The following is a 26356-nucleotide window of genomic DNA, read 5'->3' on the forward strand; positions in this document are numbered from 1 at the left end:
GCTTCAAACACTTGGCTCGCTGCGATCTCTCGTAGCGGGAGGCGAATCATACAGCACTTAGAAGCACTGTCAACCACCTTTTCAACCGCTTTCGATCATTTGATCGTAGCCCTTACAGCACCTTCAGAATTGTCTAACTCATTGAATTTCAAGGAGTTTGTCGTTCCGTTGTCGCTGGAAGTGGGGCGCATTATAAGGGGATTCGAGAGGGCGTCAACCTTTAATTTCAAGAAAGTGAAATATAAGGGGAAAAGACCGTATCGGGGCTGCCAAGTGTTCGCCACATGCGCTGCAGGGGTTATGGCAGACACATCTCACCGCCAAAACCACCTCAAGACATACCCCCCCTACAACAGCAACAACCAAACCCCAAAAACAAAACGGGGAGGCCTACCGGCCTCCCCGCTTCTATATAGCTACACCACCAGCCAATCACTCAGCCTTGAGGGTAACCCGGCCAAACGACTTCTTACCCGCCTGGCATACATGAGTAGCACCAAGGACAAACATGAAGTCCTTGTCGACCACGGCACCATCAACCTTCACCGCGCCGCCACTAAGCAAATCACGAGCCTGTGCCGAGTTCTTCACCAACCCGGCCCGGTTCAGCACAGCAGCAATCGGCAGGTCTTCCGCCGCGACCACTTCGACTTCCGGCAGATCTTCCGGCAGCTCACCTTCCTTCATACGGTTACCCGCAGCACGGTGAGCATTGGCAGCCGCCTCTTCACCGTGGAAGCGCGCAACGATTTCTTCTGCCAACTTGATCTTGATGTCACGCGGGTTGGCGCCGCTGGCAACGTCGGCACGGAACTGCTCGATTTCTTCCATAGATCGGAAGCTCAGCAGCTCGAAGTAACGCCACATCAGGGTATCCGGGATAGACACCAGCTTGCTGTACATCACCCCTGGCGCCTCCTGGATGCCGACATAGTTACCCAGCGACTTGGACATCTTCTTCACGCCGTCGAGCCCTTCGAGCAACGGCATGGTCACGATGTTCTGCGCTTCCTGACCATAGGCGCGCTGCAGTTCGCGCCCCATCAGCAGGTTGAACTTCTGGTCGGTACCTCCCAGCTCCACATCCGCCTTCAGCGCCACCGAGTCGTAGCCTTGCACCAGCGGGTAGAGGAACTCGTGGATAGCAATCGGCTGATTGGTGGTGTAACGCTTGTCGAAGTCATCACGCTCCAGCATGCGCGCCACAGTGCACTGCGACGCCAGGCGAATGAAGTCAGCGGGGCTCAGCTTGTCCATCCAGGTGGAGTTGAACGCGACTTCGGTCTTGGCCGGGTCGAGGATCTTGAACACCTGCTGCTTGTAAGTCTCGGCGTTATCCAGCACCTGTTCACGGGTCAGCGGCGGGCGAGTGGCACTTTTGCCACTAGGGTCGCCGATCATGCCGGTGAAGTCACCGATCAGGAAGATGACCTGATGGCCCAGCTCCTGGAACTGACGCAGCTTGTTGATCAGCACCGTGTGACCAAGGTGCAGGTCAGGTGCAGTCGGGTCGAAGCCAGCCTTGATGCGCAGAGGCTGGCCGCGCTTGAGCTTCTCCACCAGTTCCGACTCGACCAGTACTTCTTCCGCACCGCGCTTTATAAGCGCCAGCTGCTCTTCAACCGACTTCATAGACAAACCCGCAAGGCTCAGATTCAGGGGGAGCCAACCATACAAGATCGGCCGTCAAATACAAGTTTCGCAAAGGAATGTGACCCGGGTACAGGCTTGCGGCGTCTACGCGCCCTTGCGTGAAAATGGATTTGGTTATATTTTATACAGTTATTTCATCTTCATCATGTCATTCATCTTTTCCATTTCACTTTTTTCAAAGTCACCTTGCCTATGACCAACGAACCGCCTAAAGCGCCCCCGCTTTATCCGAAAAGCCATCTGTTGGCCGCCAGCGGCATTGCCGCCCTGCTCAGCTTGGCTCTGCTGGTATTCCCATCCAGCGAAGTGGAAGCCAAGAAAACTACCCTCAACCTCGAGCTGGAAAGCCCTGTCGAGCAACTGAGAGACGAGTCCCGTGCTGCGCCGCTGGTGCAGGCAGAAGGTGGGCAAACCTCGCCTTTCGTCCAGATCGAAGACGCTACTCCCGAGACCCAGAAAGCCGAACAGAAAGCCCCGGTCGCCGAACCTACCAAAGAACCAGGCCACCGAGAGATCACCGTGGCCCGTGGCGATACACTGTCAACCCTGTTCGCCAAGGTTGGCCTGCCAGCCAATGCAGTGCATGACCTGCTGGCAAGTAACAAGCAGGCCAAGCAGTTCAGCCAGCTCAAGCACGGCCAAGTGCTGCAGTTCGAGCTCGACAAGGATGGCCAACTGGCCAGCCTGAGCAGCAAGGTCAGCAGCCTAGAAACCATTCACCTGACCAAGACCGCCAAGGGCTACACCTTCAATCGTGAAGTCAGCAAGCCGGTGGTGCGTACCGCCTATGCCCACGGTGTGATCAAGAGTTCGCTGTCGGCATCGGCCCAGCGCGCCGGCCTGTCCCACAGCATGACCATGAACCTGGCCCGCGTGCTGGGTTACGACATCGACTTCGCTCAGGACATTCGCCCGGGCGACGAGTTCGACGTGGTCTATGAGCAGAAAGTGATGGACGGCAAGGTCGTCGGTACCGGCAATATCCTGTCCGCCCGCTTCACCAACCGCGGCAAGACCTACACCGCCGTGCGCTATACCAACAAGCAGGGCAACACTAGCTACTACACTGCCGACGGCAACAGCCTGCGCAAGGCCTTCATCCGTACCCCAGTCGACTTCGCCCGCATCAGCTCACGCTTTTCCGCCGGCCGCAAGCACCCGATCCTGAACAAGATCCGCGCCCATAAGGGCGTCGACTACGCAGCTCCCCGCGGTACGCCGATCAAGGCAGCTGGTGACGGCCGTATCGAGCTTGCCGGTCGCCGAGGCGGCTACGGCAATACCGTGATTATCCAGCACGGTAACCGTTACAAGACGCTGTACGGCCACATGCAGGGCTTCGCCAAGGGCATCAAAACTGGCAGCACGGTCAAGCAGGGCCAGATCATTGGCTATATCGGCACCACTGGCCTGTCCACCGGACCGCACCTGCACTACGAGTTTCAGGTCAACGGTGTGCACGTCGATCCGCTGAGCCAGAAAGTCCCGATGGCCGACCCGATCGCCAGAAACGAGCGCCAGCGCTTCCTGCAGCAGAGCCAACCACTGATTGCCCGTATGGACCAGGAAAAGGCAACCATGCTCGCAGCGAACAAGCGCTAAGCCATGGCGCTCTATCTGGGGGTGATGTCCGGCACCAGCCTCGATGGCCTGGACATTGCCCTGATCGAACAAGGCGAGCAGCCTGAGCTGCTCGCCACCCATTACCTGCCAATGCCCGACGACTTGCGTCAGGAACTGCTTGCCCTGTGCAGCAGCGGCCCTGACGAGATCGCACGTGCGGCATTGGCGGAAAACCGCTGGGCTAGCCTGGCAGGCGAAGGTATCCACCAGTTGCTGGCTCGCCAGGGCCTGAAGGCGGAAGCCATCCGCGCCATTGGCAGCCACGGCCAGACCATCCGCCACGAACCGGCACGTGGTTTTACTGTGCAGATCGGCAACCCGGCGTTGCTCGCCGAGCTTACCGGCATCAGCGTGGTCGCCGACTTCCGCCGCCGCGATGTGGCAGCCGGCGGCCAAGGTGCGCCGCTGGTGCCCGCCTTCCACGAGACCCTGTTCAACCACCTTGGTCAGCGACTGGCAATCCTGAACGTGGGCGGCTTCAGCAACCTGAGCCTGATCGAACAGGAGAAACCGGTGCACGGCTTCGACTGCGGCCCTGGTAACGTGCTGCTGGATGCCTGGATCGAGCGCAAGCTTGGCCAGGCCTACGATAAGGATGGTGCCTGGGCGGCTTCGGGGGTGGTTCAAGCGGGTCTGCTCAGTGCATTGCTCGGCGACCCGTTCTTCGCCGGCAGCGGCCCGAAGAGCACCGGCCGCGAGGTATTCAACCTGCCTTGGCTGGATGCTCACCTGGCCCGCCTACCCGTTTACCGCGACGAAGACGTACAGGCAACACTGCTGGAGCTGACCGCTCGCAGCATCATCGACTCGTTGAACAACGCCCAGCAAGGCACCGAAGCGCTTCTTGTATGTGGTGGCGGGGCACGTAACGGCGCGCTGATGGCCCGCCTCGGGCAGCTGCTACCCGACACCCATGTCGCCAGCACTGGCGCCCATGGCGTGGACCCGGACTGGGTCGAGGCCATGGCCTTTGCCTGGTTGGCCCATTGCTGCCTGGAAGGCATTGCTGCCAACCGCCCCACCGTCACTGCAGCCAAAGGGTTGCGCATACTGGGCGCGATCTACCCGGCATGACCGCTTCGCCAGAAAGCAAAACGCCGCGCAATTGCGCGGCGTTTTGCTTTCTGGCGAAGCCTTAGATCGAGAACGACGAGCCGCAACCACAGGTGGTGGTGGCATTCGGATTCTTGATCACGAAACGCGAACCTTCCAGGCCTTCCTGGTAGTCCACTTCGGCGCCGGCCAGGTACTGGAAGCTCATCGGGTCGACCACCAGGGAGACGCCCTCGCGCTCGACGATGGTGTCATCTTCGGCCACATCTTCATCAAACGTAAAGCCATACTGGAAGCCCGAGCAACCACCACCGGTCACGAACACCCGCAGTTTCAGACGTTCATTGCCTTCCTCATTGACCAGGTTTTTCACCTTCTGGGCTGCCCCATGGGTGAACTCCAGGCCGGTAGGGGTGAAGGTTTCGACACTCATGTTGATTCTCCCGGCGCGGTAGCCGCCATAAAACTCGATGACGCGCATTATCCGCTTTCCCGAGAAAATCGGTCAAGAATTGTGCGGCTTTAGTCGCGACATACAAAAAGGCCCGCACGACGCGGGCCTTTTCGAACGCTGGCTGCTTACGGCAGCAAGCCGGCATGGGCCAGGCCCATGCGCTCATCCAGGCCGAACAGAATGTTGAGGTTCTGTACCGCCTGGCCGGAGGCGCCCTTGACCAGGTTGTCGATCACCGACAGCACCACCACCAGGTCACCACCCTGCGGGCGATGAACCGCAATGCGACAAACGTTGGCGCCGCGCACGCTGCGGGTTTCCGGATGGCTGCCAGCTGGCATCACGTCGACGAACGGTTCGTCGGCGTAGCGCTTCTCGTACAGCGCCTGCAGGTCGACCGAGGTATCGACCACATTCGCGTACAGGGTGGCATGGATGCCGCGGATCATCGGCGTCAGATGCGGCACGAAAGTCAGCCCGATGTCCTTGCCCGCGGCCAGGCGCAAGCCTTGGCTGATCTCCGGCAGGTGGCGATGGCCCTTTACCGCGTATGCTTTCATGCTTTCGCCGGCTTCGCAGAACAGCGAGCCCACTGCCGCACCACGGCCTGCACCGCTGACGCCCGACTTGCAGTCGGCGATCAGGCGCGACGGGTCAGCCAGCCCTGCTTCCAGCAGCGGCAGGAAGCCCAGCTGGGTGGCGGTCGGATAGCAACCCGGCACAGCGATCAGGCGAGCCTGGCGGATCTTCTCGCGGTTGACTTCAGGCAGGCCATACACGGCGTCCTTAAGCAGCTCTGGCGCGCCATGCGGCTGACCGTACCACTTGCCCCACTCGGCGGCATCCTGCAGGCGGAAGTCGGCCGACAGGTCGATCACCTTGGTGCCGGCCACCAGCAACTCACCAGCCAGGGCGTGGGCAACACCATGCGGCGTGGCGAAGAACACCACATCGCAGGCGGCCAAAGCCTTGCTGTCCGGTACGCTGAACGCCAGCCCGTCATAGTGGCCGCGCAGGTTCGGGTACATGTCCGCCACCGCCACGCCCGCCTCGGAGCGCGAAGTGATGACCGCCACTTCGGCCTGTGGATGCTGTGCCAGCAGACGCAACAGTTCGACGCCGGTGTAACCCGTGCCGCCGACGATACCGACCTTGATCATAACGCTTGCCCCTTATCAACGAGCCGTGTGGAAAGCGCACGATAATAGGGGCGCAGGGCGCCTGTAACAACTCTTCGGGTGACCCTTCGGGCGCTTGACCACTACTATCTGACGACCGTGATTACCTGAAGGAACTCCTCCATGCTTTACCTATGGATCAAAGCGCTGCATATCGTCAGCGTGGTCTGCTGGTTCGCCGGCCTGTTTTACCTGCCCAGGCTGTTCGTCTACCACGCCCAGAGCCAGGACAGCATCAGCCAGGAACGCTTCGTGACCATGGAGCGCAAGCTGTACCGCGGCATCATGAACCCGGCGATGATCGCCACCTACGTTTTTGGCGTCTGGATGCTGTACCTCACCCCCGGCTGGCTGAGCCAGGGATGGCTGCATGCCAAGCTCACTCTGGTCATCCTGCTGACCGGCTACCATCACGTGTGCGGTGCCCAGCGCAAACGCTTCGCCAACGGCACCAACAACCGCAGCCATGTCTACTATCGCTGGTTCAACGAAGTGCCCGTGCTGATCCTGCTGGCTATCGTCATTCTGGTGGTGGTGAAACCGTTCTGACATAGCCACCCGCTCAAGGAGCCTTGCCATGTCGCTACCTGCCTCGCTCGAACAACGCCTGCGGCTGCCCGTGGTTGCCGCGCCGATGTTCCTCATCTCCAACCCCCAACTGGTGCTGGCCTGCTGCGCCAGCGGCGTGGTTGGCAGTTTCCCGGCCCTGAACCAACGCGACAGCGCTGGCTTCAAGGCCTGGCTGGAAGAGATCGAGGCTGGCCTGGCTCAACTGCAGGCACCAGCGCCCTATGCCGTCAACCTGATCGTCCACCCGACCAACCCGCGCCTGCAGGCCGACCTTGCCTTGTGCGTGAAGCACCGGGTGCCGATCGTCATCACCAGCCTGGGCGCGGTGAAGGAAGTGGTCGATGCCGTACACAGCTACGGCGGCCTGGTGTTTCATGATGTCACCACCCGCCGGCATGCCGAAAAGGCCGCCGAAGCCGGTGTCGATGGCCTTATCGCCGTCGCCGCAGGCGCGGGCGGCCATGCCGGCACCTGGAGCCCGTTCGCCCTGGCCGCAGAAATTCGCCAGTTCTTCGACAAGACCCTGCTGCTGGCTGGCTGCATTAACCACGGCCACGAAATCCTGGCCGCACAACTGCTGGGGGCGGACCTGGCGTACATGGGCACGCGCTTCATCGCTACCACAGAAAGCCAGGCTCAGGGCGCCTACAAACAGATGCTGCTGGATGCCCACGCCGCCGACATCATCCACACACCAGTGGTGTCCGGAATCCCAGCCAGCTTCCTGCGCCAGAGCCTGGAGCAGGCCGGCTACGATATGAACACCCTCAAAGGGGGGCAGGTGCAAGGTAAGCTCAAGCCGATCGATGACGAAGCCAAGGCCTGGAAGACCGTATGGTCAGCGGGCCAGGGCGTCGGAGCCATCCATGACCTGCCCAGCGCCAGCTCATTGATCGAGCGCCTGCATGGCGAGTACCGACAAGCCCTGGAACGCTGCCAGGTTTTGCGCGCCAGCACCTTGTAGCAAAAGGCAACACCTTGCACGGGCAAGTTGTACACTAGGCGCCCTCTTCCGCCCCCAGGAGCCTTGCATGACCCGTTACGCCATGATCACTGGTGCTTCCAGCGGCCTGGGCCTGGCCTTGGCGGAAGCGCTGGCACGGCGCGGGCGCAACCTGATCCTGGTGGCACGCCAACGAGAAACGCTGGAGCCTGTCGCCATCGAGCTGACCCAACGTTTCGGTGTCGAGGTGCTGTTCCGCGCCTGCGACCTCAGTCAGCCGTTGCGCCTTTCAGGCTTCGTGCTAGAGCTGGAAGAAGGTGAGCGGCGTATCGATTTGCTGGTCAACTGCGCAGGCTTGCGCACCTTTGGGCCGTTTCTGGCCCATGAATGGGCCGACGAACAAGACCTGCTGGAGGTCAACGTGCTGGCCCTGAGCCGCCTGTGCCACGCCATCGGTAACCTGATGGCTGTGCAGGGTGGCGGGCAGATTCTCAACGTCGCCGGCTTGGCCGGGGTGGCGCCTGGCCCATGGATGGCCGCCTATGCCGCCAGCAAGGCCTACGTTTTGAGCTTTTCCCAGGCCCTGCGCGAAGAACTGAAGCGCACCGGCATCAAGGTCTCTGTACTGTGCCCTGGCCCAGTGCGTTCCGCACGCAGGCGCATTGCGCGGCTCGATGGCAAGCAACGCTGTCTCAGCCCCGAGGAAGTGGCGCTGTACACCGTGCGGGCACTGGACAAGAACCGCGCGCTGATCATGCCCGGCCGGCGCAACCGCTGGCTGGCGTTCGCCCCGCGGCTGCTGCCGCGCTGGCTGGTGCGCAAGCTGGCCGGGGCCATCCACCGCCGCTATTGCCCCTTAGGCATGGAATAGCCACTGGGCGAGCGGCGCCCGGCTGAGTACACTCGGCCCGACCCTCACCATGGAGCAAGTGCTGTGGACGATCTATTCCTCAAAATCATCAACCGGGAAATCCCGGCAGATATCATCTATGAAGACGACCAGATCCTGGCCTTCAAGGACATTGCACCCGCGGCACCGGTACATTTTCTGGTCATCCCGAAAAAGCACATTCGCACCCTCAATGACCTGACCGAAGAAGACAAGGCCCTGGCTGGCCACATCCTGTTCACCGCCCAGCGCCTGGCTGTCGAACAAGGCTGCGAGGAAGGTTTCCGTGTGGTCATGAACTGCAACCCCAAAGGCGGCCAGACCGTCTACCACATCCATATGCACGTGCTTGGCCAGCGCCAGATGAACTGGCCACCGGGCTGACCCACGGCAAGCGACCCCGCCGCTATTGCGGTAAACTGTCGGGCACATTCTTGCGGAGGTGCCCGATGGCTACCGAACGTCACTACTCGCCGCTCGACCGCTTGTTGCTGCAGGCCGATACTGCCATGCGCACCTTGCTGCCCTTCAGCGGCCAACCCGCCCGGCCATCGCCGGCCATCGTCCAGCCAGACGCTGACCTGGACGAGCAACAGGCCCGTCATATTGCCGGGCTGATGCGCATCAACCATACCGGTGAAGTCTGCGCCCAGGCGCTGTACCAAGGCCAGGCCCTGACCGCCAAGCTCCCGGAAGTGCGCAAGGCCATGGAGCATGCCGCCGAGGAAGAAGTGGACCACCTGGCCTGGTGCGAACAGCGCATTCGCCAGCTGAACAGCCACCCGAGCGTGCTCAACCCGCTGTTCTACGGCATGTCGTTCGGCATCGGCGCACTCGCCGGGCTGGTCAGCGACAAGGTCAGCCTGGGCTTCGTCGCCGCTACCGAACATCAGGTGTGCAAGCACCTCGACGAGCACCTGGAGCAGTTGCCGCACGAAGATGAAAAATCCCGGGCCATTCTCGAGCAAATGCGCATTGACGAAGAGCAACACGCCGAGTCTGCACTGGAAGCCGGTGGTTATCGCTTTCCGGCCCCCGTCCGCTTTGGCATGAGCTTGCTGGCCAAGGTCATGACCAAGAGCACATACCGCATCTGAAGGCATCACCATGACGGATCGATTCGACGCCAAGGACCTGGCGCGCGCCGTGCAAGCAGGCATTCTCCAGCCGGGTCAGGACCAAAGCCTGCTGGCATTCCTACGCCAGCAACCCGCACCTCGTGGCAGCTTCCAGCTGGCCCATGTTGCTTTCTACTTTGGCGCCATGCTGATCATGGCGGCCATGGGCTGGTTACTCACCGAGGCCTGGATGAGCATCGGTGACGGCGCGCTGTTGATCATCGCCAGCCTCTACATCCTGCTGATCACCCTGCTCGCCCTCAATCTGCAGCGCCGCGCCCAACCCGTCGCTGCTGGCGTACTGGCTGCCGTTGCAGTCAGCATCGTGCCGCTGGCGGTATTCGCTATCGAACGCATGTTCGGCTGGTGGCCACTGGACGATGCGCAGGCCGACTACCATCAGTACTACACCTACGTGCAGGGCGGCTGGCTGGCGATGGAGGCCGCCACGGTGCTTGCCGGCCTGCTAATGCTGCGGTTGATCCCCTACCCGTTCGTCGTCATGCCAATAGCCGTGGCCTTGTGGTTCATGTCGATGGACCTTAGCGAGTGGTTCTTCGGCTCCCCGTTCAGCTGGGAGCAGCGCCGCCAGGTATCCCTGTGGTTTGGGTTGGGCTTGCTGGTGGTTTTCCTCGTGATAGACGGTCGCACACGTGAAGACTACGCCCGTTGGGGTTATCTGGCCGGGCTGGCAGCATTCTGGGGCGGGCTGACACTGCTGGACAGCGGCAGTGAGTTGGGCAAGGCCCTGTACTGCCTGATCAACATTGCGCTGATGGGCATGGCGGTACTGCTGCGCCGACCGGTGTTCATGGTGTTTGGTGCGCTGGGGGTGGCGGCTTATCTGGGATATCTGTCGTACGAGGTGTTTGCTCAGTCGTTGCTGTTCCCGGTGGTGGTGACCTTGATTGGGCTGGGGGTTATCTGGCTTGGCCTGGTTTACCAGAAGCACCGGGAGCGGATGAGCCAGGCCCTGAGAAGCAGTCTTCCGCAATGGTTGCGGATGGCCCTTCCGGCCCTGCGCAACTGAAGGCCACCCGGGCCGCATAAGGGAGCGGGTTCACCCGCTTCCACAAGGGCTGCAAAGCGGCCCCGGTATCTCAGCCTTAACCCAGCTCTACGATTTCATACCCATGGGTAATCTCAACCCCGGCACGCTCGAGCATGATCGAAGCCGAGCAGTACTTCTCCGCCGACAACTCCACCGCCCGCTTGACCTGCGCTTCTTTCAGCCCACGCCCCTTGACCACGAAGTTCATGTGAATCTTGGTGAACACCTTCGGGTCTTCGCTGGCGCGCTCCGCGTCCAGAAACGCCTCGCAGCTTTCCACTGCCTGGCGCGACTTCTTCAGAATGCTCACCACGTCAAAGCTGCTGCAGCCACCCAGGCCCAGCAACAGCATTTCCATCGGTCGCACGCCCAGGTTGCGGCCACCGGCCTCGGGCGGGCCGTCCATTACGACGACATGGCCGCTCCCCGATTCGCCGAGGAACATTGCCTCACCGGCCCACTGGATACGTGCCTTCATCTACCCGGACTCCTGATTTTCGGAAAAGGGTGTCAGCTTAGACCTTGTGCGGCTGTGGGAAAAGCACGAGATGTGTCGGTTTAGTACCGAAACATCCTGTAGTGTCTGATAAGCTGGCGCCAAATGACTGGCGCTTTCCGTCAGCCAACCTCTATAAAAAGCCTATGCGTCGTATCGAACAGGATTTCGTGATGGTTGCCTCCGCCCTACCCGCCAAGATAAAGAACATCGACAAGCTGCTGGTACACTGCCAGCGCCGCCGCTACACCGCCAAAAGCAACATCATCTGCGCCGGCGACCGGGCCGAGACACTGTCGTTCATCATCAAGGGTTCGGTCACCATCCTCATCGAGGACGACGACGGCCATGAAATGATCATCGCCTACCTCAACAATGGCGATTTCTTTGGCGAGCTAGGCCTGTTCGAGCCCGTTGATGGCGAACAGCAGCGCAGTGCCTGGGTACGCGCCAAGACCGAATGCGAAGTGGCCGAAATCAGCTACGAGAAGTTTCGCGAACTGGCGCGCCAGGACCCTGAAATCCTCTACGCCCTGGGTAGCCAGATGGCCCAGCGCCTGCGCAACACTACGCGCAAGGTTGGCGATTTGGCATTTTTCGACGTGACCGGGCGAGTTGCCCGTTGCCTGCTGGAGCTGTGCAAGCAGCCCGATGCCATGACCCACCCCGATGGCATGCAGATCAAGATTACCCGTCAAGAAATCGGCCGAATCGTCGGTTGCTCTCGGGAAATGGTCGGCCGCGTTCTAAAGGATTTGGAGGAACGCAGCCTGGTGCAGGTCAAGGGTAAGACCATGGTGGTCTACGGTACCCGCTAGTCCTTGGGCAACTCGGCCAGTACCTTGGCGTAGGCCTGCGAAAGGCGCTCAAACCAGGGTGCTGCCGGCGCTACTTCGTGCAAGGCGATGTGCGCATCAGCGCGACAGCGTTGTTCCAGCTCGCAGCACTCGTTGAAGCGGTTGACCGCCGCCACCATCGACTCGCGCTCGTTGTCCAGCAGCAGCGCACCGTGCACCAGCACCACCGGGCGCTTGCCACCCAGGCCCTGACGCCAGCGCTGGGCGGTACCCACCAGTTTGCGGCCATTGAGGTTGACGTTGTAGCGGCCATCGCAGAAGGCCCCGTCAATTTCCCCGACTGACGCTACCCCACCCCACTCACGCAGCACATCGCACAGCGGCAGACACAGGCGCTCGTAGGCATTTTCGATACGGCCGTGGTCGCCTTCACTGCGCGGCGCGGCGTAGACCAGTGCAACGTTCACCGTCGAATGCGACTGAGGTACCGGCTCACCGCCGGTTTCTCGCAGCAGCACCGGCCAGCCAGCAATAGCCAATTCCGCGCAGGCGACTTCGAAGTTGCCCAGCCGGCTCATGCGCCGAGGCATGACCAGAGCGTGGTCGGTCGGACGCCAGAACAGCACACCACTCTCGCGTTCGCCGCGGCAGACGGCGGCCAGCAGTTCCTGCTCCGCGTGCAGGCCCTGTTCGACAGTCAGGGCCAGGGGTTGATCGGTCATTGATCCACCTATGATGTTGATTTAACAGGTCTCTTCGCGGGTAAACCCGCTCCTACAACGGGACGCGTAATCGTGTAGGAGCGGGCTTGCCCGCGAAGAGGCCATTACAGGTACAAAAAAGCCGGCAAAAACGCCGGCTTCATTTGATCAGTCCAGATGCTGAACAGTCTTCTTCACCTGCTCGGGGAAGAACAGCCGCTGTAATTCCAGGCCAGGCTGCTCGGCGCGCATGAACGCCTCCCCCACCAGGAACGAGTAAACCTCGTTGATTGCCATCAGCTCCACATCGGCCCGGTTGAGAATACCGCTTTCGGTAATCGCCAGACGGTCACGCGGAATGCGTGGCAACAGGTCGAGGGTGGTTTCCAGGCTGACCTCGAAAGTGTGCAGGTTGCGGTTGTTCACCCCCACCAGCGGCGTATCCAGGGTTTTCAGCGCGCGCTCCAGCTCATCGCCATCGTGCACTTCTACCAGCACGTCGAGGCCGACGTCCTTGGCAGTGGCGGCCAGTTCAGCCATCTTCACGTCGTCCAACGCCGACACGATCAGCAGTACGCAGTCTGCCCCCAAGGCCCGGGCTTCGACGATCTGGTAAGGGTCGACCATGAAGTCCTTGCGGATCACCGGCAGCGAAACCGCTGCGCGGGCCTGCTGCAAGTACTCATCGGCACCCTGGAAATAATCAACATCGGTCAGCACCGACAGGCAGGTGGCCCCGCCCTTCTCGTAGCTGACCGCGATTTCCGCCGGCACGAAGTGCTCACGGATCACGCCCTTGCTTGGCGAAGCCTTCTTGATTTCGGCAATCACCGCTGGCTGCTTGCGCTTGGCCTGCTCGATCAGCGCATTGGCGAAGCCACGAGGGGCGTCGGCGGCCTTGGCCAGGCCCTCCAGCTCGGCGAAGCTGACGCGTGCACTGCGCTCGGCCACTTCCTGAAATTTGCGGGCAATGATCCTTTCCAGCACTGTCGGCACACTCATGCTTCGTTCTCCACCTTGAATACTGCAGTAAAGGCACCCAGTTCCTGCAGCTTCTCCCAGGCCAAGCCGGTGTGCAGTACATCATGGGCCAGTTCTACACCGGCTTTCAGGCTCATGGCATGGTCAGCGGCATACAGCGCCGCGCCAGCATTAAGCACGATCATCTCGGCGGCCTTCTGGCCGTTCTCGGTCTTGCGCCGGCCCAGCGCATCGCGAATCAGCTCCAGCGAAGCCTGCGGGCTCTCGACAGCCAGGCCATGAAGGCTCTGGCTCTTAATGCCGAGGTCTTCCGGCTCGACCCAATATTCAGTGATCTCATCGTTTTTCAGTTCGGCGACGAAGGTGGGTGCCGCCAGGCTGAACTCGTCCAGGCCATCCTTCGAGTGTACTACCAGCACATGCTTGCTACCCAGGCGCTGCAGCACCTCAGCCAGCGGGCGGCAAAGGGTTTGCGCGAACACACCGACCACCTGGTGCTTCACTCCGGCCGGATTCGTAAGCGGGCCGAGCATATTGAACAGGGTGCGCAACCCCAGTTCTCGACGCGGGCCTGCGGCGTGTTTCATGGCCGAGTGGTGACTTTGCGCGAACATGAATCCGATGCCCAGGCTGTCGATGCAGCGCGCCACTTGAGTTGGCGTCAGGTTCAGGTAGATGCCGGCAGCTTCCAGCAGGTCGGCACTGCCGCTCTTGCCCGATACTGCGCGGTTACCATGCTTGGCCACCGGGCAGCCCGCCGCCGCCAGGACGAAGGACGAAGCGGTGGAGACGTTGAAGATGTTGGCGCCATCACCGCCGGTACCGACAATATCGACGACACCATCAAGGCTTTGCAGCTCGACCTTTTCGGCCAGCTCACGCATCACCGACACCGCACCGACGATTTCGTCGATGCTTTCGCTTTTCATGCGCATGCCCATCAGGAAAGCGCCTATCTGCGCCTCGCTGCACTGACCGGTCATGATCTGGCGCATGACCTGACGCATTTCTTCGGTAGTAAGGTCCAGTTGGCCGACGATACGGCTCAACGCACTCTTGATATCCATGTTCGATCCTTAACGGCGGCCGCCGGTCTGCTTGAGGAAATTGGCGAACAGTTCGTGGCCCTGCTCGGTCAGGATCGACTCAGGGTGGAATTGCACCCCTTCGATATTCAGCGTCTTGTGGCGTAGGCCCATGATCTCATCGACCGAACCGTCAGCATGGGAGGTCCAGGCGGTAACTTCCAGGCAGTCTGGCAAGGTTTCACGCTTTACCACCAGCGAGTGGTAACGGGTCACGGTCAGCGGATTGTTAAGGCTGGCGAACACGCCCAGGTCGCGGTGATATACCGGGCTGGTCTTGCCGTGCATGACCTGGCGTGCACGTACAACGTCGCCGCCAAAGGCCTGCCCGATTGACTGGTGGCCCAGGCATACGCCAAGGATTGGCAACTTCCCGGCGAAATGCAGGATGGCCTCGATGGACACGCCTGCCTCACTTGGAGTGCACGGCCCCGGGGATACGACGATGCGCTCAGGGTTGAGGGCCTCGATCTGGGCGATTGTCATTTCGTCATTGCGAATGACCTTGACCTCAGCACCCAACTCGCCAAGGTACTGAACGACGTTGTAAGTGAATGAGTCGTAATTGTCGATCATCAGTAACATGGTGTTAAACCTCTTGAATCTACTGACTTCATGATTCGAACCTTCCAGCACCAGCCACAGGCGCGGCTTTGCCACAACGGGCGGTAAACGAGAAGGCAAACGGGGACGGGCCGGACGGGCCGGCAGGAGATAAAGTCAGGCGCGCCAACGCCAACGGGCGTGGGCCTTGATTACGCGCATCAAGAGTTTGCTGACGATCAACACAGGATAGGTCTCGCTCATACGTCCCGGCACAGTAGCCTACCGGGGCGACGGGCGCAATATGCCTGTAAACACGGGGAAACGAATGGACTTGGGAGCGAAGCACGACGATTTGCTAAGGTCGATGGGCTTGTCCTGATAAAAACAAAGAAAAGGATGTTCCCTGATGCGAAAAGCCCCGTTATTGCGCTTTACCCTCGCTTCACTGGCCCTGGCATGCAGCCAGGCGTTGGCTGGCCCTTCGCCCTATTCCTCACTGATCGTGTTTGGCGACAGCCTCGCCGATGCGGGGCAGTTTCCCGATCTTGGTGGCGGTACCCCAGGCGCGCGTTTCACCAACCGTGACGCCGACGGCAACTTCGCCCCGGTGTCGCCGATGATCCTCGGTGGCCGCCTGGGCGTCGCGCCAGGCGACCTTAACCCGTCGACATCCATAGGCATCCAGCCCGATGGTAATAACTGGGCAGTCGGTGGGTACACCACCCAGCAGATCCTGGACTCGATCACGACAACGTCCGAGACCGTCATCCCACCTGGAAACCCCAATGCCGGGCAGGTGCTGCGCGAGCGCCCCGGCTACCTGGCCAACGGCCTGCGCGCCGACCCAAATGCCTTGTACTATCTGACAGGCGGCGGTAACGACTTCCTGCAGGGCCTGGTGAATAGCCCGGCCGACGCCGTAGCCGCCGGCGCCCGCCTGGCTGCCAGCGCCCAAGCGCTTCAGCAAGGAGGTGCGCGCTACATCATGGTTTGGCTACTGCCTGACCTCGGCCAAACACCCAATTTCAGCGGCACGCCACAGCAAAACCCACTGTCACTGCTCTCCGCTGCGTTCAACCAGTCATTGATCAGCCAGCTAGGGCAGATCGATGCCCAGATCATTCCACTGAACATCCCTGTGCTTTTGAGCGAGGCGCTGGCCAGCCCCAGCCAGTTCGGCCTGGCCAGCGACCAGAACCTGGTCGGCACCTGCTACAGCGGAGACAGCTGCGTGGAAAACCCGGTGTACGGGGTCAACGGCACCACGCCAGACCCGACCAAACTGCTGTTCAACGACTCGGTACACCCGACCATCGCGGGCCAACAACTGATTGCCGATTACGCCTACTCGATCCTCGCTGCCCCTTGGGAACTGACCCTGCTACCGGAAATGGCCCACGCCAGTCTGCGGGCTCACCAGGATGAGTTGCGCAATCAGTGGCAGACGCCTTGGCAAGCAGTTGGCCATTGGCAAGCCTTTGTCGCCAGCGGCGCTCAGGACTTGGACTTCGACGGCCAGCACAGCGCGGCCAGCGGTGACGGTCGCGGCTACAACCTGACCTTTGGCGGCAGCTATCGCCTGAGCGACGCCTGGCGCCTGGGCCTGGCCGGCGGTGCGTACCGGCAGAAGCTGGAAGCTGGCGAACAGGACTCGGACTACAAGCTGAACAGCTATATGGCCAGTGCCTTTGCCCAATACCGCCAGGACCGCTGGTGGGCCGACGCAGCGCTGACCGCCGGGCACCTGGACTACAGCGACCTCAAGCGTACCTTCGCCCTGGGCGTGAATGACCGCAGTGAGAAGGGCGACACCGACGGCGAAGCCTGGGCATTGTCCGGGCGGCTGGGCTACAACCTGGCGGCCGACACCAGCAACTGGCAGTTGGCACCTTTCATCAGTGCCGACTATGCGCGGGTGAAGGTGGATGGCTACAACGAGAAGAGCGGACGCTCGACGGCGCTTGGCTTCGATGACCAGGAGCGCACGTCACGCCGCCTGGGCGTGGGGCTGCTGGGCAGTGTGCAGGTACTGGCAGGTACCCGGATTTTCGCCGAGGTGGCGCAGGAGCATGAGTTCGAGGACGACGAGCAGGATGTGACGATGCACCTGACCAGCTTGCCGGCAAATGACTTCACCCTGACCGGGTATACACCGCACAGCGACCTGACCCGGGCGAGCCTGGGCGTAAGCCATGAACTGGTGGCGGGGGTGCATTTGCGCGGGAACTACAACTGGCGCAAGAGTGATGAGTTGACGCAGCAGGGCATTAGCCTGGGGGTTAGTGTGGACTTCTAAATTGCTGGGGCCGCTTTGCGGCCCATTCGCGGGTGAACCCGCTCCTACAACGGCCTCGTATGCCTGAGGCTTGCGCAACCTTGTAGGAGCGGTTTACCCGCGAATACGGTGGCGGCGGCAACGTTGAACGGCGGGTGGAGATTGGCCAGCAGGGCCGGCCCTTTCGCGGGTAAACCCGCTCCTACGACGGCCTCGTATGCCTGAGGCTTGCGCAACCTTGTAGGAGCGGGTTTACCCGCGAATACGATAGCGGCGGAAACGGTGAACGGCAGGTAGAAATTGGCCAGCAGGCACGGCCCATTCGCGGGTGAACCCGCTCCTACGACGGCCTCGTATGCCTGAGGCTTGCGCAACCCTTGTAGGAGCGGGGTTGAACCGCGAATGGGCTGCGCAGCAGCCCCAATCAATTTATCTGGCGGAAGTCTGCTCTGCCAACGCCACCGCACGGAACATCGCCCGGCGCTTGTTGATGGTTTCTTCCCATTCCAGCGCCGGCACCGAGTCGGCAACGATGCCACCACCGGCCTGCACATGCAGCTCGCCGTCCTTGATCACTGCAGTACGAATGGCAATTGCGGTATCCATGTTGCCGTTCCAGGCAAAATAGCCGACGGCACCGCCGTAAACACCACGCTTGACCGGCTCCAGCTCGTCGATGATCTCCATCGCGCGGATCTTCGGCGCACCCGACAAGGTGCCAGCCGGCAAAATCGCCCGCAGTGCATCCATCGCCGTCAGGCCTTCACGCAACTGGCCGGTAACGTTGGAGACAATGTGCATCACGTTGGAGTAACGCTCGATCACCATCTTCTCGGTCAGGCGCACACTGCCGGTCGAAGACACACGGCCCACATCGTTGCGGCCCAGATCGATCAGCATCAGGTGCTCGGCAATTTCCTTGTCGTCCGACAGCAGGTCGTCTTCCAGCGCACGGTCGGCCTCCTCGGTCGCACCACGAGGCCGGGTACCGGCAATCGGGCGCACGGTGACCAGGTTGTCCTCGACACGTACCAGCACCTCGGGCGAGCTGCCGACCACATGGAAATCACCGAAGTTGAAGAAGTACATGTATGGCGTCGGGTTGAAGCAGCGTAACGCGCGGTACAGGTCGATTGGCGCAGCCTTGAAGTCGATCGACATGCGCTGCGACGGCACCACCTGCATACAGTCACCGGCCAGGATGTATTCCTTGATACGACCGACGGCGTTTTCGTAATCCTCGCGGGTATAGCTGGAGCGGAACGCCGGCTCGGCAGCCTGCGGACCACTCAGGTCCAGTCCGCGGCGCGGTGTGATTGGCTGGCGCAAGGTTTCCAGCAAGCCTTGCAGGCGTGCCTGGCCTTGTTCGAAAGCCTGATCTTCAGCTGGGTCGACCAACACGATGGCGTGCATCTTGCCCGCCAGGTTGTCGAACACCACCACCGCGTCGGACACCATCAGCAGGATATCCGGTACGCCCAGCGGGTCCGGATTGGGACTGGCGCCCAGGCGCTTTTCTACATAGCGCACACAGTCGTAGCCAAAGTAGCCGACCAGGCCGCCATTGAAGCGCGGCAGGCCGGGGATATCGGCAACTTTGTAGCGGTCCTTGAAAGTTTCAACGAATGCCAGCGGGTCTTCGACCTCACAGCTTTCCACCTCGACGCCATCCTGCAGGATGCTGACATGGTAGCCATGCACACGCATCACCGTGCGCGATGGCAAGCCGATCATCGAGTAACGGCCCCACTTCTCGCCGCCCTGCACCGACTCGAGCAGGTACGAGTTGGGCTGGTCAGCCAGTTTCAGGTAGATCGACAGCGGCGTGTCGAAGTCGGCCAAGGTTTCACAGGCCAAAGGAATACGGTTGTAGCCGGCAGCAGCCAGGCGCAGGAATTCTTCGCGGTTCATGAGTAGTCTCGTGGCAAGCAGCAATAGGTCAGGCAAACGGACGGGCCGGCACACGCCGGCAGGCTGAAGTCAGGCGCGCCAACGCCAACGGGCCAAGGCCTTGATGACTTTCATCCAGAATTTGCCAGTAACCGCCACGGTGGACTCTCTGTCTTGTGAGGCTTGAAGGTCCGCCAACGTTATCCCAGTGGCCGGGTCTGCGCAACCGGGCAGCAATGCGCGCAGGTCGTCGATTACCAGGCTGGGGGATTCAGCGTCGATCGGCCGGCCATGGTTATAGCCGTAGGTCAGGCCCACGCATTGCACGCCTGCCGCCTTGGCCGCCTGCACGTCACTGCGCGAATCCCCCACGAACAGGGATTGCTGCGGGGTAACACCGGCCATCTGCATGACGAACAGCAACGCCGCCGGGTCGGGCTTTTTCTGCGGCAGGGTGTCGCCACCAATGATCCAGCGGAAGAAATTACCGATCTTCATCTGGTCCAACAGTGGGCCAACAAAGCGCTCAGGCTTGTTGGTAATCAGCGCCATCTCCACGCCCTGCTTGCGCAGCCAGCGCAGGGTGTCGCGCACGCCGGGGTAGACCACAGTCAGTTCATGGCTTTCGGCATAAGCGTCCATGAACAGCGCCAGCGCCTGTTCTGCCAGCGCATCGTCCACGGCGGCATGGTCGATGCCGCCCGCCAACGCGCGGCGCACCAGCACCTGGGCGCCATTGCCAACCCAGTGGCGCACGGCCTCAAGGCCAGCAGGCGGGCGCCCCAGTTCGAGCAGCATGCGGTCCACTGCGGCGGCCAGGTCAGGCACGGAATCGATCAGGGTGCCGTCCAGATCGAACATTACCAGCCTGGGCAGCGTCCCCGGGAACAGCTGCTCGAAGCCGCTCATGGGCGGGCCAGGGCCAGTTCGGCGCGCATCTTGGCGATCACTTCCTGGTAGTCCGGGGCGTTGAAGATCGCCGAGCCGGCCACGAAGGTATCGGCGCCAGCGGCAGCGATCTCGCGGATGTTGTTGACGTTCACGCCACCATCGATCTCCAGACGGATATCACGGCCACTGGCGTCGATCAGCGCACGCGCTTCGCGCAGCTTGTCGAGGGTGCCGGGGATGAACTTCTGCCCACCGAAGCCTGGGTTGACGCTCATCAGCAGGACCATGTCGATCTTGTCCATCACGTACTTCAGGGCGTCCAGGCTGGTAGCCGGGTTGAACACCAGGCCGGCCTTGCAGCCACCATCCTTGATCAGCTGAAGGGAACGGTCGATGTGCTGTGTGGCTTCAGGGTGGAAGGTGATGTAGGTAGCACCCGCTTCGATAAAGTCGCCAATGATGCGATCAACCGGGCTGACCATCAGGTGTACGTCGATCGGCGCAGTGACGCCATACTTGCGCAGAGCGGTACAGACCATCGGACCGATGGTCAGGTTGGGGACATAATGATTGTCCATGACATCGAAGTGGACGATGTCTGCACCCGCAGCCAATACCTTGTCGACGTCCTCACCCAGGCGGGCAAAATCGGCAGAGAGAATGGAGGGGGCAATAGCGTAGGGCTGCATGGCGCACCTGTTGGCAGAGTCACGGTGGCGCGCATTGTAACTCAGGGAAAGCGATGAAGGCTGATTGGTATCAATTGGTGTCGACCAGCGCAACCTGTACCGGCCTCTTCACGGCTTGAAGCCGGTCCTACCGGGCCCGCAGTACCCTGTAGGAGCGGCTTTAGCCGCGAAGAGGCCGGCACAGGCAACCCATCATCAAGCCGGCTGTTGAGTCCTCAACTTCTCACTACGCCCACGCAACCATTCCAGGGTCAGCAGCAACACCACCGAGAACGCAATCAGCAAGGTCGCCGCTGCGGCAATGGTCGGGCTCAGGTTCTCGCGAATACCGCTGAACATCTGCCGCGGCAGGGTTGCCTGTTCCGGCCCGGCGAGAAACAGCGTCACCACCACCTCGTCAAACGAGGTGGCAAAGGCAAACAACGCTCCCGAGATGACACCAGGCGCGATCAGCGGCAGGGTCACCCGGCGGAAAGCCAGCAAAGGCGAGGCTCCCAGGCTGGCCGCCGCGCGCACCAGATTGTAGTTGAAGCCCTGCAGCGTCGCCGACACGGTAATGATGACGAACGGCACACCCAGTACCGCATGCACCAGAATCAGCGAGATGAAGCTGTTGCCCATGCCCAAAGGGGCGAAGAACAGGTAACTGGCCACCCCGATGATCACTACCGGCACCACCATCGGCGAGATCACCAACGCCATCACCAGCGACTTGCCGGGGAAATCGCCACGGGTCAGGCCGATGGCCGCCAAGGTGCCGAACACCATGGCCAGCACCGTGGCCGCCGGAGCAACGATGATGCTGTTCTTCAACGCCCGCATCCACTCGGCCGAGCCGAAGAAGTCCTGATACCACTGCAGCGAGAAGCCCTGCAGCGGGTACACCAGGAAGCTGCCACTGTTGAACGACAGCGGCACGATCACCAGCACTGGCAGGATCAGGAACAGCAGGATCAAGCCACAGAGAATGCGCAGGCTGTAGTACCAGACCCGCTCCACGGGCGACATGTATGGGCTCAGCATGACAGGCTCCTCAGCTCAGGCGCAGGCGGCTGGCGCCGACCAGCCAGCTATAGATCAGGTACAACAGCACGGTCGCCAGCAGCAACAGCCCGCCCAGTGCGGTGGCCATGCCCCAGTTGATGCTGGTGTTGGTGTAGAAGGCGACGAAGTAGCTGACCATCTGGTCGTTCGGGCTACCCAGCAGCGCCGGGGTGATGTAGTAACCGATGGCCAGGATGAACACCAGCAGGCAACCGGCGCCAACACCGGCGTAGGTCTGCGGGAAGTACACCCGCCAGAAACTGGCGAACGGGTGGCAGCCCAGCGAGATCGCCGCACGCATGTAGCTCGGGGAAATACCCTTCATCACGCTGTACAGCGGCAGGATCATGAACGGCAGCAGGATGTGCACCATCGAGATGTAAACGCCTGTGCGGTTGAACACCAGCTCCAGCGGCTGATCGATGATGCCCATGGCCATCAGCGCGCCGTTGATCAGGCCGCCCGACTGCAGCAGCACGATCCAGGCCGCCACCCGCACCAGGATCGATGTCCAGAAAGGCAACAGCACCAGAATCATCAGCAGGTTGCTCTGCCGGGTCGGCAGGTTGGCCAGCAGGTAAGCCAGTGGGTAGGCCAGTACCAGGCAGATAGTGGTAATCACCACCCCCATCCACAGGGTACGTACAAAGATGTCCAGGTAAATGGCCTGGTCCGGGGTGGCCTTGGCCAGTTCACCAAGATCATCGATGCGGTGGTCCACCGAGGCCAGCAGGTAGAAAGAAGTCACCGAACTGGTATTGCGGCGTATCGCCTGCCAATAAGCCGGGTCGCCCCAACGCTCGTCGACAGCCTGCAACGCGTCTTTATAAGAGGCAGGCTCAGCCTTGAATGGCAGCGCACGGGCGGTCTTGGTCAACAAGCTGCGGTAGCCGGCCAGTTCCATGTTCAAGCGTTTGGAAAGGTCACCAAGGGTATGGTTCTTGCGCGCCACAGCCAAATCCTGGCTGAGCGCCTTGTAAACGTCCTCGCCAGGTAGGCTCTTGCCATCCCACTGGCTGATGACTTCCACCGTGCGCGGCAAGCCGCCGACCACTTCAGGGTTGCCGACGCTCTTGTACAGCAGCGCCGCAATCGGCACCAGGAACACCAGCAGAAGAAACAGCGCCAGCGGCGCGATCAACGCCTGCGCCTTCCAGCGGTTGACCCGCTCGGCGTGTTTGAGGCGCTGCTTGAGACTTGGATCTGCGCCTTCTTTGAGGGGCACTGCAATGGCCATGGCGAACTCCGCAATACAGGCTGAAATGGGGGCCGCTTTGCGGCCCCACACACTGGACGTTTACTTCTTCGCCGCCCAGGCGTTGAAGCGTTGCTCCAGTTGCTCGCTGTTGTCGGCCCAGAACGCCACGTCGATCTGCACCTGGTTGGCAATGTTCTCAGGCGTGGTCGGCATATCTTTCTTCACTTCGTCCGACAGCAGGCTCACGGCCTTGGAGTTGGCCGGGCCATAGGCGATGTTCTCGGAGTAGATCTTCTGCTGCTCGGGCTTGACGCTGTAGGCGATGAACTTCTTCGCCTCTTCGACGTTCTTGGCACCCTTAGGGATCGCCCATGCATCAAAGTCGTAGATGCCGCCGTTCCACACCACCTTGAGGTTGCTCTCTTTCTGCACAGCAGCAATACGCCCGTTGTAGGCAGAACTCATGACCACGTCGCCAGACGCCAGGAACTGTGGCGGCTGTGCACCCGCTTCCCACCACTGGATACTGGGCTTGAGTTCATCGAGTTTCTTGAAGGCGCGGTCCACACCCTCTTTGGTGCTTAGCACCTGATACACGTCCTTCGGTGCCACACCGTCGGCCATCAGGGCGAACTCCAGGGTGTACTTGGCTCCCTTGCGCAGGCCGCGCTTGCCAGGGAATTTCTTGGTGTCCCAGAAATCCGCCCAGCTGGTGGGTGCGGTCTTCAGCTTGTCAGCGTTGTAGGCCATGACCGTGGACCAAACGAAGAAACCTACGCCACACGGCTGGATGGCGCCCTTCACATAATCGGACTCGTTACCGAACAGTGCCGGGTCTAGCTCTTCGAACATGCCCTCGTCGCAACCACGCGCCAGCTCTGGCGACTCAACCTCTACCAGGTTCCACGACACACTCTTGGTGTCGACCATCGCCTTGACCTTGGCCATTTCGCCGTTGTACTCACCCGCGACAATCTTGCCATTACCCGCTTTTTCCCAGGGTTCGTAGAACGCTTTGACCTGGGCAGCCTTGTTGGCGCCCCCGAACGAGATCACGGTGAGGTCTGCGGCCAGGGCCTGGCCAGCGGTGAACAGCCCCAAAGCGAGGGCGGTCAGTTTCAACTGCTTGCGCATTATTATTCTCTCCACAGTACAGGGTTGGTGAAGCAATCCATCAATGGGCTTCGGCAATCGGATCGAGCGCGCGGGCGTGCTCCACCTCCCAGCCCAGCGGTACTACATCGCCCACGGCCAATGCCGGGTCGAGCTCGGCAATAGGCTGCTTCACGAAGAAGTCGCCCTTGCCGCAAACTTCCAGACGCACGCGCACGTGGTCGCCCAGATAAATGAATTCGGCCACACGGCCAGAGAACCGGTTGACGCAGTTTTCACTGCGGCCATTCAGGCGCACGCGCTCCGGGCGAATCGACAGGGTCACCGGCTCGCCGGCCTGGCCGACATTCACCGCCAGCGCCTCGACCCGCTCGCCGCGAGGCAACTGCACCTGGCAACGGTTTCCATCGCTGGCCAGCAGCGTGCCGCTAATGCGGTTGTTCTCGCCGATGAAGTTGGCGACGAAGGTGTTGCAAGGCTCTTCGTAGAGCGTGCGCGGGTCGGCGATCTGCTGGATTTCGCCCTGGTGGAACACCGCCACGCGGTCGGACATGGTCAGCGCTTCGCCCTGGTCATGGGTCACGTACACCACTGTCACACCGAGGCGCTGGTGAATGTGCTTGATTTCCATCTGCATGTGTTCGCGCAGTTGCTTATCCAGTGCGCCGAGTGGCTCATCCATCAGCACCAGCTGCGGCTCGAACACCAATGCCCGGGCCAGCGCCACACGCTGCTGCTGGCCGCCGGACAACTGGCCGGGGTAGCGTTTGGCGAAAGCGTCGAGCTGGACCATGTTCAGCACACGTTTGACCCGCTCGCTGATGTCGGTCTTGCTCAGGTTGCGCACGGTCAGCGGGAAGGCCAGGTTCTCGGCCACGGTCATGTGCGGAAACAGCGCGTAGTTCTGGAACACCATGCCGATATCACGCTTGTGCGGCGGCACGTTGTTGATCGAGCGCCCGCCAAGCTGGATTTCACCAGCGGTGGGGGTTTCGAAGCCCGCCAGCATCATCAGGCTGGTGGTTTTGCCGGAACCGGACGGGCCAAGCAGGGTGAGGAACTCGCCCTTGCGGATATCCAGGTTGAGGTCTTTGACGATCAGCGACTCGCCGTCGTAGCTCTTCTGCACACCACGGAAGCTGACCAGCGTTTCGCCGGTTGCAGCGTTCGACTTCGCCTCGCTCATGCCTGCACCTTCTTGTTGGATGACTGCGTAGGCAAAAGAGTAGAAGAGACGCAAGCGCCCGAAAATCGGGGGTACTGAGAGAATGCCATCATCCGGATGGAAGACTTGTTGTAGGGATCGCCCTACAAGGATGGCGGGATTGGAATGCCCTCCAAAGCAGTCCACCGAACCTGTGGGAGCGGGCATGCCCGCGAAGAGGCCGGTGCAACCATAGAAATCAACCGGCAAGGCCCTTTCGCGGGCACGCCCGCTCCCACAAAGGCCTCGACAGGTTCAACTATTGCGTATGTCGCAATCAGACCAGCTTGTGTTCCATGGCGTATTTCACCAGCTCCGCAAGCGAGTTCACTTTCAACTTCTGCATCAGGCGCGCCTTGTGGGTGCTGATGGTCTTGCTCGACAGCGCCAACTGCTGGGCAATGTCGTTGACGTTGGCGCCCTGGGCCAGGCGCTCGAACACCGAAAACTCGCGCTCTGAGAGCAATGTGTGCAACGGCCGGGATTCGGTCAGGCCCACTTCGAACACCATGCGGTCGGCCAACGACGGGTCGATATAACGCCCACCACCCGCCACCCGGCGAATCGCCGTCAGTAACAGCGCCGGATCACTGTCTTTGGTGGCATAGCCCGCAGCACCGGCCTTCAGCGCCCGCGCCGCCATCTGCGCCTCATCGTGCATCGACAGCATCAGGATCGCCGGCGCATCGTGCAACGCACGGATACGCGGGATCGCCTCCAGACCGTTCACACCCGGCATCGAGATGTCCAGCAGTACCACCTCGCACGGTGTGTGCCGCAGGGTTTCGAGCAACTGCTCGCCGTTACCGGCCTCCCCCGCCACTTGCATGTCCTTGGCCAGGCCAATCAACTGTTTGATGCCTTCACGGACAATGGTGTGGTCTTCGGCCACCAGTACTCGAATCACGATTGCT

At 61.2% G+C, this 26356-nt stretch carries 26 protein-coding genes; 10 read left to right on the forward strand and 16 right to left on the reverse strand.

The annotated features are described in order from the left end of the window. Positions 1-432: 432 nt before the first annotated feature. Positions 433-1632, reverse strand: a complete 1200-nt coding sequence (gene tyrS / locus INQ47_RS08995; protein ID WP_404701533.1) for a tyrosine--tRNA ligase — start codon at positions 1630-1632, stop codon at positions 433-435. 213 nt (positions 1633-1845) lie between these two features. On the opposite strand from tyrS, the gene INQ47_RS09000 reads away from it, so the two are divergent. Both INQ47_RS09000 and INQ47_RS09005 read left to right on the forward strand, forming a co-directional pair. Continuing rightward, positions 1846-3255: a peptidoglycan DD-metalloendopeptidase family protein gene (locus INQ47_RS09000; protein WP_404701534.1), complete on the forward strand. Its 1410-nt coding sequence runs from the start codon at positions 1846-1848 to the stop codon at positions 3253-3255. Between the two features lie 3 nt (positions 3256-3258). Next, a complete protein-coding gene (locus tag INQ47_RS09005) occupies positions 3259-4350 on the forward strand; it encodes an anhydro-N-acetylmuramic acid kinase (protein ID WP_404701535.1) in 1092 nt (363 codons plus the stop codon). 61 nt (positions 4351-4411) lie between these two features. Here INQ47_RS09005 and erpA read toward each other — a convergent pair whose 3' ends face one another. Both erpA and argC read right to left on the reverse strand, forming a co-directional pair. Then, a complete protein-coding gene (gene erpA, locus INQ47_RS09010; RefSeq protein WP_173887432.1) occupies positions 4412-4762 on the reverse strand; it encodes an iron-sulfur cluster insertion protein ErpA in 351 nt (116 codons plus the stop codon). A gap of 146 nt (positions 4763-4908) precedes the next feature. Then, on the reverse strand, positions 4909-5943 hold the full coding sequence (gene argC, locus INQ47_RS09015; protein ID WP_209968330.1) for an N-acetyl-gamma-glutamyl-phosphate reductase: 1035 nt from the start codon (positions 5941-5943) through the stop codon (positions 4909-4911). Positions 5944-6084: 141 nt separating this feature from the next. Here argC and hemJ point away from each other — a divergent pair, with 141 nt between their 5' ends. The 6 genes from hemJ (at position 6085) to INQ47_RS09045 (ending at position 10511) form a co-directional block, all read left to right on the forward strand. Next, positions 6085-6510: a protoporphyrinogen oxidase HemJ gene (gene hemJ, locus INQ47_RS09020; protein ID WP_404701536.1), complete on the forward strand. Its 426-nt coding sequence runs from the start codon at positions 6085-6087 to the stop codon at positions 6508-6510. Between the two features lie 28 nt (positions 6511-6538). After that, positions 6539-7495, forward strand: a complete 957-nt coding sequence (locus tag INQ47_RS09025; RefSeq protein WP_404701537.1) for an NAD(P)H-dependent flavin oxidoreductase — start codon at positions 6539-6541, stop codon at positions 7493-7495. Positions 7496-7562: 67 nt separating this feature from the next. Continuing rightward, a complete protein-coding gene (locus INQ47_RS09030; RefSeq protein WP_404701538.1) occupies positions 7563-8345 on the forward strand; it encodes an SDR family NAD(P)-dependent oxidoreductase in 783 nt (260 codons plus the stop codon). 63 nt (positions 8346-8408) lie between these two features. Continuing rightward, positions 8409-8747: a histidine triad nucleotide-binding protein gene (locus INQ47_RS09035; protein ID WP_003255518.1), complete on the forward strand. Its 339-nt coding sequence runs from the start codon at positions 8409-8411 to the stop codon at positions 8745-8747. Positions 8748-8812: 65 nt separating this feature from the next. Next, positions 8813-9460 carry a 2-polyprenyl-3-methyl-6-methoxy-1,4-benzoquinone monooxygenase gene (gene coq7, locus INQ47_RS09040; protein ID WP_176683482.1) on the forward strand — a complete coding sequence of 216 codons (648 nt, stop codon included), beginning with the start codon at positions 8813-8815 and terminating at the stop codon, positions 9458-9460. A gap of 10 nt (positions 9461-9470) precedes the next feature. Further along, positions 9471-10511, forward strand: a complete 1041-nt coding sequence (locus INQ47_RS09045) for a DUF2157 domain-containing protein (RefSeq protein ID WP_404701539.1) — start codon at positions 9471-9473, stop codon at positions 10509-10511. Positions 10512-10587: 76 nt separating this feature from the next. Here INQ47_RS09045 and INQ47_RS09050 read toward each other — a convergent pair whose 3' ends face one another. Beyond that, positions 10588-11010 carry an OsmC family protein gene (locus tag INQ47_RS09050; protein ID WP_039602515.1) on the reverse strand — a complete coding sequence of 141 codons (423 nt, stop codon included), beginning with the start codon at positions 11008-11010 and terminating at the stop codon, positions 10588-10590. A gap of 191 nt (positions 11011-11201) precedes the next feature. Here INQ47_RS09050 and crp point away from each other — a divergent pair, with 191 nt between their 5' ends. Beyond that, on the forward strand, positions 11202-11846 hold the full coding sequence (gene crp, locus INQ47_RS09055; protein ID WP_019436724.1) for a cAMP-activated global transcriptional regulator CRP: 645 nt from the start codon (positions 11202-11204) through the stop codon (positions 11844-11846). Here crp and INQ47_RS09060 read toward each other — a convergent pair. The 4 genes from INQ47_RS09060 to INQ47_RS09075 form a co-directional block, all read right to left on the reverse strand. After that, positions 11843-12547, reverse strand: a complete 705-nt coding sequence (locus tag INQ47_RS09060; RefSeq protein WP_209968346.1) for a lipoyl protein ligase domain-containing protein — start codon at positions 12545-12547, stop codon at positions 11843-11845. The genes crp and INQ47_RS09060 overlap by 4 nt on opposite strands. Positions 12548-12694: 147 nt before the next feature. Further along, a complete protein-coding gene (gene trpC, locus INQ47_RS09065; protein WP_404701540.1) occupies positions 12695-13528 on the reverse strand; it encodes an indole-3-glycerol phosphate synthase TrpC in 834 nt (277 codons plus the stop codon). Beyond that, positions 13525-14574, reverse strand: coding sequence for an anthranilate phosphoribosyltransferase (trpD, locus tag INQ47_RS09070; RefSeq protein WP_176683488.1), 1050 nt, complete (start codon positions 14572-14574; stop codon positions 13525-13527). Before trpD ends, trpC begins: the two co-directional genes overlap by 4 nt. A 9-nt stretch (positions 14575-14583) precedes the next feature. Further along, complete coding sequence (locus tag INQ47_RS09075) at positions 14584-15177, reverse strand: aminodeoxychorismate/anthranilate synthase component II (RefSeq protein WP_003255531.1); 594 nt, start codon at positions 15175-15177, stop codon at positions 14584-14586. A 367-nt stretch (positions 15178-15544) separates the two neighbouring features. On the opposite strand from INQ47_RS09075, the gene estP reads away from it, so the two are divergent. Then, positions 15545-17434 (forward strand): esterase EstP, encoded by a 1890-nt coding sequence (estP, locus tag INQ47_RS09080; RefSeq protein ID WP_404701541.1) that lies wholly within the window; start codon positions 15545-15547, stop codon positions 17432-17434. A gap of 408 nt (positions 17435-17842) precedes the next feature. On the opposite strand, the gene trpE is transcribed toward estP, so the two are convergent. The 8 genes from trpE to INQ47_RS09120 form a co-directional block, all read right to left on the reverse strand. Then, on the reverse strand, positions 17843-19324 hold the full coding sequence (gene trpE, locus INQ47_RS09085) for an anthranilate synthase component I (RefSeq protein ID WP_252460355.1): 1482 nt from the start codon (positions 19322-19324) through the stop codon (positions 17843-17845). Positions 19325-19393: 69 nt separating this feature from the next. After that, complete coding sequence (locus tag INQ47_RS09090) at positions 19394-20212, reverse strand: phosphoglycolate phosphatase (protein ID WP_404701542.1); 819 nt, start codon at positions 20210-20212, stop codon at positions 19394-19396. Then, positions 20209-20883, reverse strand: coding sequence for a ribulose-phosphate 3-epimerase (gene rpe, locus INQ47_RS09095; protein WP_003255539.1), 675 nt, complete (start codon positions 20881-20883; stop codon positions 20209-20211). Before rpe ends, INQ47_RS09090 begins: the two co-directional genes overlap by 4 nt. A gap of 195 nt (positions 20884-21078) precedes the next feature. After that, on the reverse strand, positions 21079-21906 hold the full coding sequence (locus tag INQ47_RS09100) for an ABC transporter permease (protein WP_209968361.1): 828 nt from the start codon (positions 21904-21906) through the stop codon (positions 21079-21081). A 10-nt stretch (positions 21907-21916) separates the two neighbouring features. Then, positions 21917-23164 carry an ABC transporter permease gene (locus INQ47_RS09105; protein WP_176683494.1) on the reverse strand — a complete coding sequence of 416 codons (1248 nt, stop codon included), beginning with the start codon at positions 23162-23164 and terminating at the stop codon, positions 21917-21919. Positions 23165-23224: 60 nt separating this feature from the next. Then, the gene (locus tag INQ47_RS09110; RefSeq protein WP_252460359.1) at positions 23225-24259 is read right to left on the reverse strand and encodes an ABC transporter substrate-binding protein; all 1035 of its coding nucleotides are present in this window, start codon (positions 24257-24259) and stop codon (positions 23225-23227) included. A 40-nt stretch (positions 24260-24299) separates the two neighbouring features. After that, entirely contained in the window at positions 24300-25424 is a 1125-nt protein-coding gene (locus INQ47_RS09115) for an ABC transporter ATP-binding protein (RefSeq protein ID WP_404701543.1), read from the reverse strand. 295 nt (positions 25425-25719) lie between these two features. Further along, positions 25720-26352, reverse strand: coding sequence for a response regulator transcription factor (locus INQ47_RS09120; protein ID WP_173401663.1), 633 nt, complete (start codon positions 26350-26352; stop codon positions 25720-25722). Positions 26353-26356: the final 4 nt, after the last annotated feature.

Origin of the sequence: Pseudomonas sp. 3HC3, from assembly GCF_044904505.1 — a bacterium.
GTDB classification, from domain to species: Bacteria; Pseudomonadota; Gammaproteobacteria; order Pseudomonadales; family Pseudomonadaceae; genus Aquipseudomonas; species Aquipseudomonas putida_Y.

Excerpts from the sequence above, each read along its gene's own strand:
- tyrS (WP_404701533.1), bottom strand. The coding sequence starts at position 1,632 with ATGAAGTCGGTTGAAGAGCAGCTGGCGCTTATAAAGCGCGGTGCGGAA.
- INQ47_RS09000 (WP_404701534.1), top strand. The coding sequence starts at position 1,846 with ATGACCAACGAACCGCCTAAAGCGCCCCCGCTTTATCCGAAAAGCCAT.
- INQ47_RS09005 (WP_404701535.1), top strand. The coding sequence starts at position 3,259 with ATGGCGCTCTATCTGGGGGTGATGTCCGGCACCAGCCTCGATGGCCTG.
- erpA (WP_173887432.1), bottom strand. The coding sequence starts at position 4,762 with ATGAGTGTCGAAACCTTCACCCCTACCGGCCTGGAGTTCACCCATGGG.
- argC (WP_209968330.1), bottom strand. The coding sequence starts at position 5,943 with ATGATCAAGGTCGGTATCGTCGGCGGCACGGGTTACACCGGCGTCGAA.
- hemJ (WP_404701536.1), top strand. The coding sequence starts at position 6,085 with ATGCTTTACCTATGGATCAAAGCGCTGCATATCGTCAGCGTGGTCTGC.
- INQ47_RS09025 (WP_404701537.1), top strand. The coding sequence starts at position 6,539 with ATGTCGCTACCTGCCTCGCTCGAACAACGCCTGCGGCTGCCCGTGGTT.
- INQ47_RS09030 (WP_404701538.1), top strand. The coding sequence starts at position 7,563 with ATGACCCGTTACGCCATGATCACTGGTGCTTCCAGCGGCCTGGGCCTG.
- coq7 (WP_176683482.1), top strand. The coding sequence starts at position 8,813 with ATGGCTACCGAACGTCACTACTCGCCGCTCGACCGCTTGTTGCTGCAG.
- INQ47_RS09045 (WP_404701539.1), top strand. The coding sequence starts at position 9,471 with ATGACGGATCGATTCGACGCCAAGGACCTGGCGCGCGCCGTGCAAGCA.
- INQ47_RS09050 (WP_039602515.1), bottom strand. The coding sequence starts at position 11,010 with ATGAAGGCACGTATCCAGTGGGCCGGTGAGGCAATGTTCCTCGGCGAA.
- crp (WP_019436724.1), top strand. The coding sequence starts at position 11,202 with ATGGTTGCCTCCGCCCTACCCGCCAAGATAAAGAACATCGACAAGCTG.
- INQ47_RS09060 (WP_209968346.1), bottom strand. The coding sequence starts at position 12,547 with ATGACCGATCAACCCCTGGCCCTGACTGTCGAACAGGGCCTGCACGCG.
- trpC (WP_404701540.1), bottom strand. The coding sequence starts at position 13,528 with ATGAGTGTGCCGACAGTGCTGGAAAGGATCATTGCCCGCAAATTTCAG.
- trpD (WP_176683488.1), bottom strand. The coding sequence starts at position 14,574 with ATGGATATCAAGAGTGCGTTGAGCCGTATCGTCGGCCAACTGGACCTT.
- INQ47_RS09075 (WP_003255531.1), bottom strand. The coding sequence starts at position 15,177 with ATGTTACTGATGATCGACAATTACGACTCATTCACTTACAACGTCGTT.
- estP (WP_404701541.1), top strand. The coding sequence starts at position 15,545 with ATGCGAAAAGCCCCGTTATTGCGCTTTACCCTCGCTTCACTGGCCCTG.
- trpE (WP_252460355.1), bottom strand. The coding sequence starts at position 19,324 with ATGAACCGCGAAGAATTCCTGCGCCTGGCTGCTGCCGGCTACAACCGT.
- INQ47_RS09090 (WP_404701542.1), bottom strand. The coding sequence starts at position 20,212 with ATGAGCGGCTTCGAGCAGCTGTTCCCGGGGACGCTGCCCAGGCTGGTA.
- rpe (WP_003255539.1), bottom strand. The coding sequence starts at position 20,883 with ATGCAGCCCTACGCTATTGCCCCCTCCATTCTCTCTGCCGATTTTGCC.
- INQ47_RS09100 (WP_209968361.1), bottom strand. The coding sequence starts at position 21,906 with ATGCTGAGCCCATACATGTCGCCCGTGGAGCGGGTCTGGTACTACAGC.
- INQ47_RS09105 (WP_176683494.1), bottom strand. The coding sequence starts at position 23,164 with ATGGCCATTGCAGTGCCCCTCAAAGAAGGCGCAGATCCAAGTCTCAAG.
- INQ47_RS09110 (WP_252460359.1), bottom strand. The coding sequence starts at position 24,259 with ATGCGCAAGCAGTTGAAACTGACCGCCCTCGCTTTGGGGCTGTTCACC.
- INQ47_RS09115 (WP_404701543.1), bottom strand. The coding sequence starts at position 25,424 with ATGAGCGAGGCGAAGTCGAACGCTGCAACCGGCGAAACGCTGGTCAGC.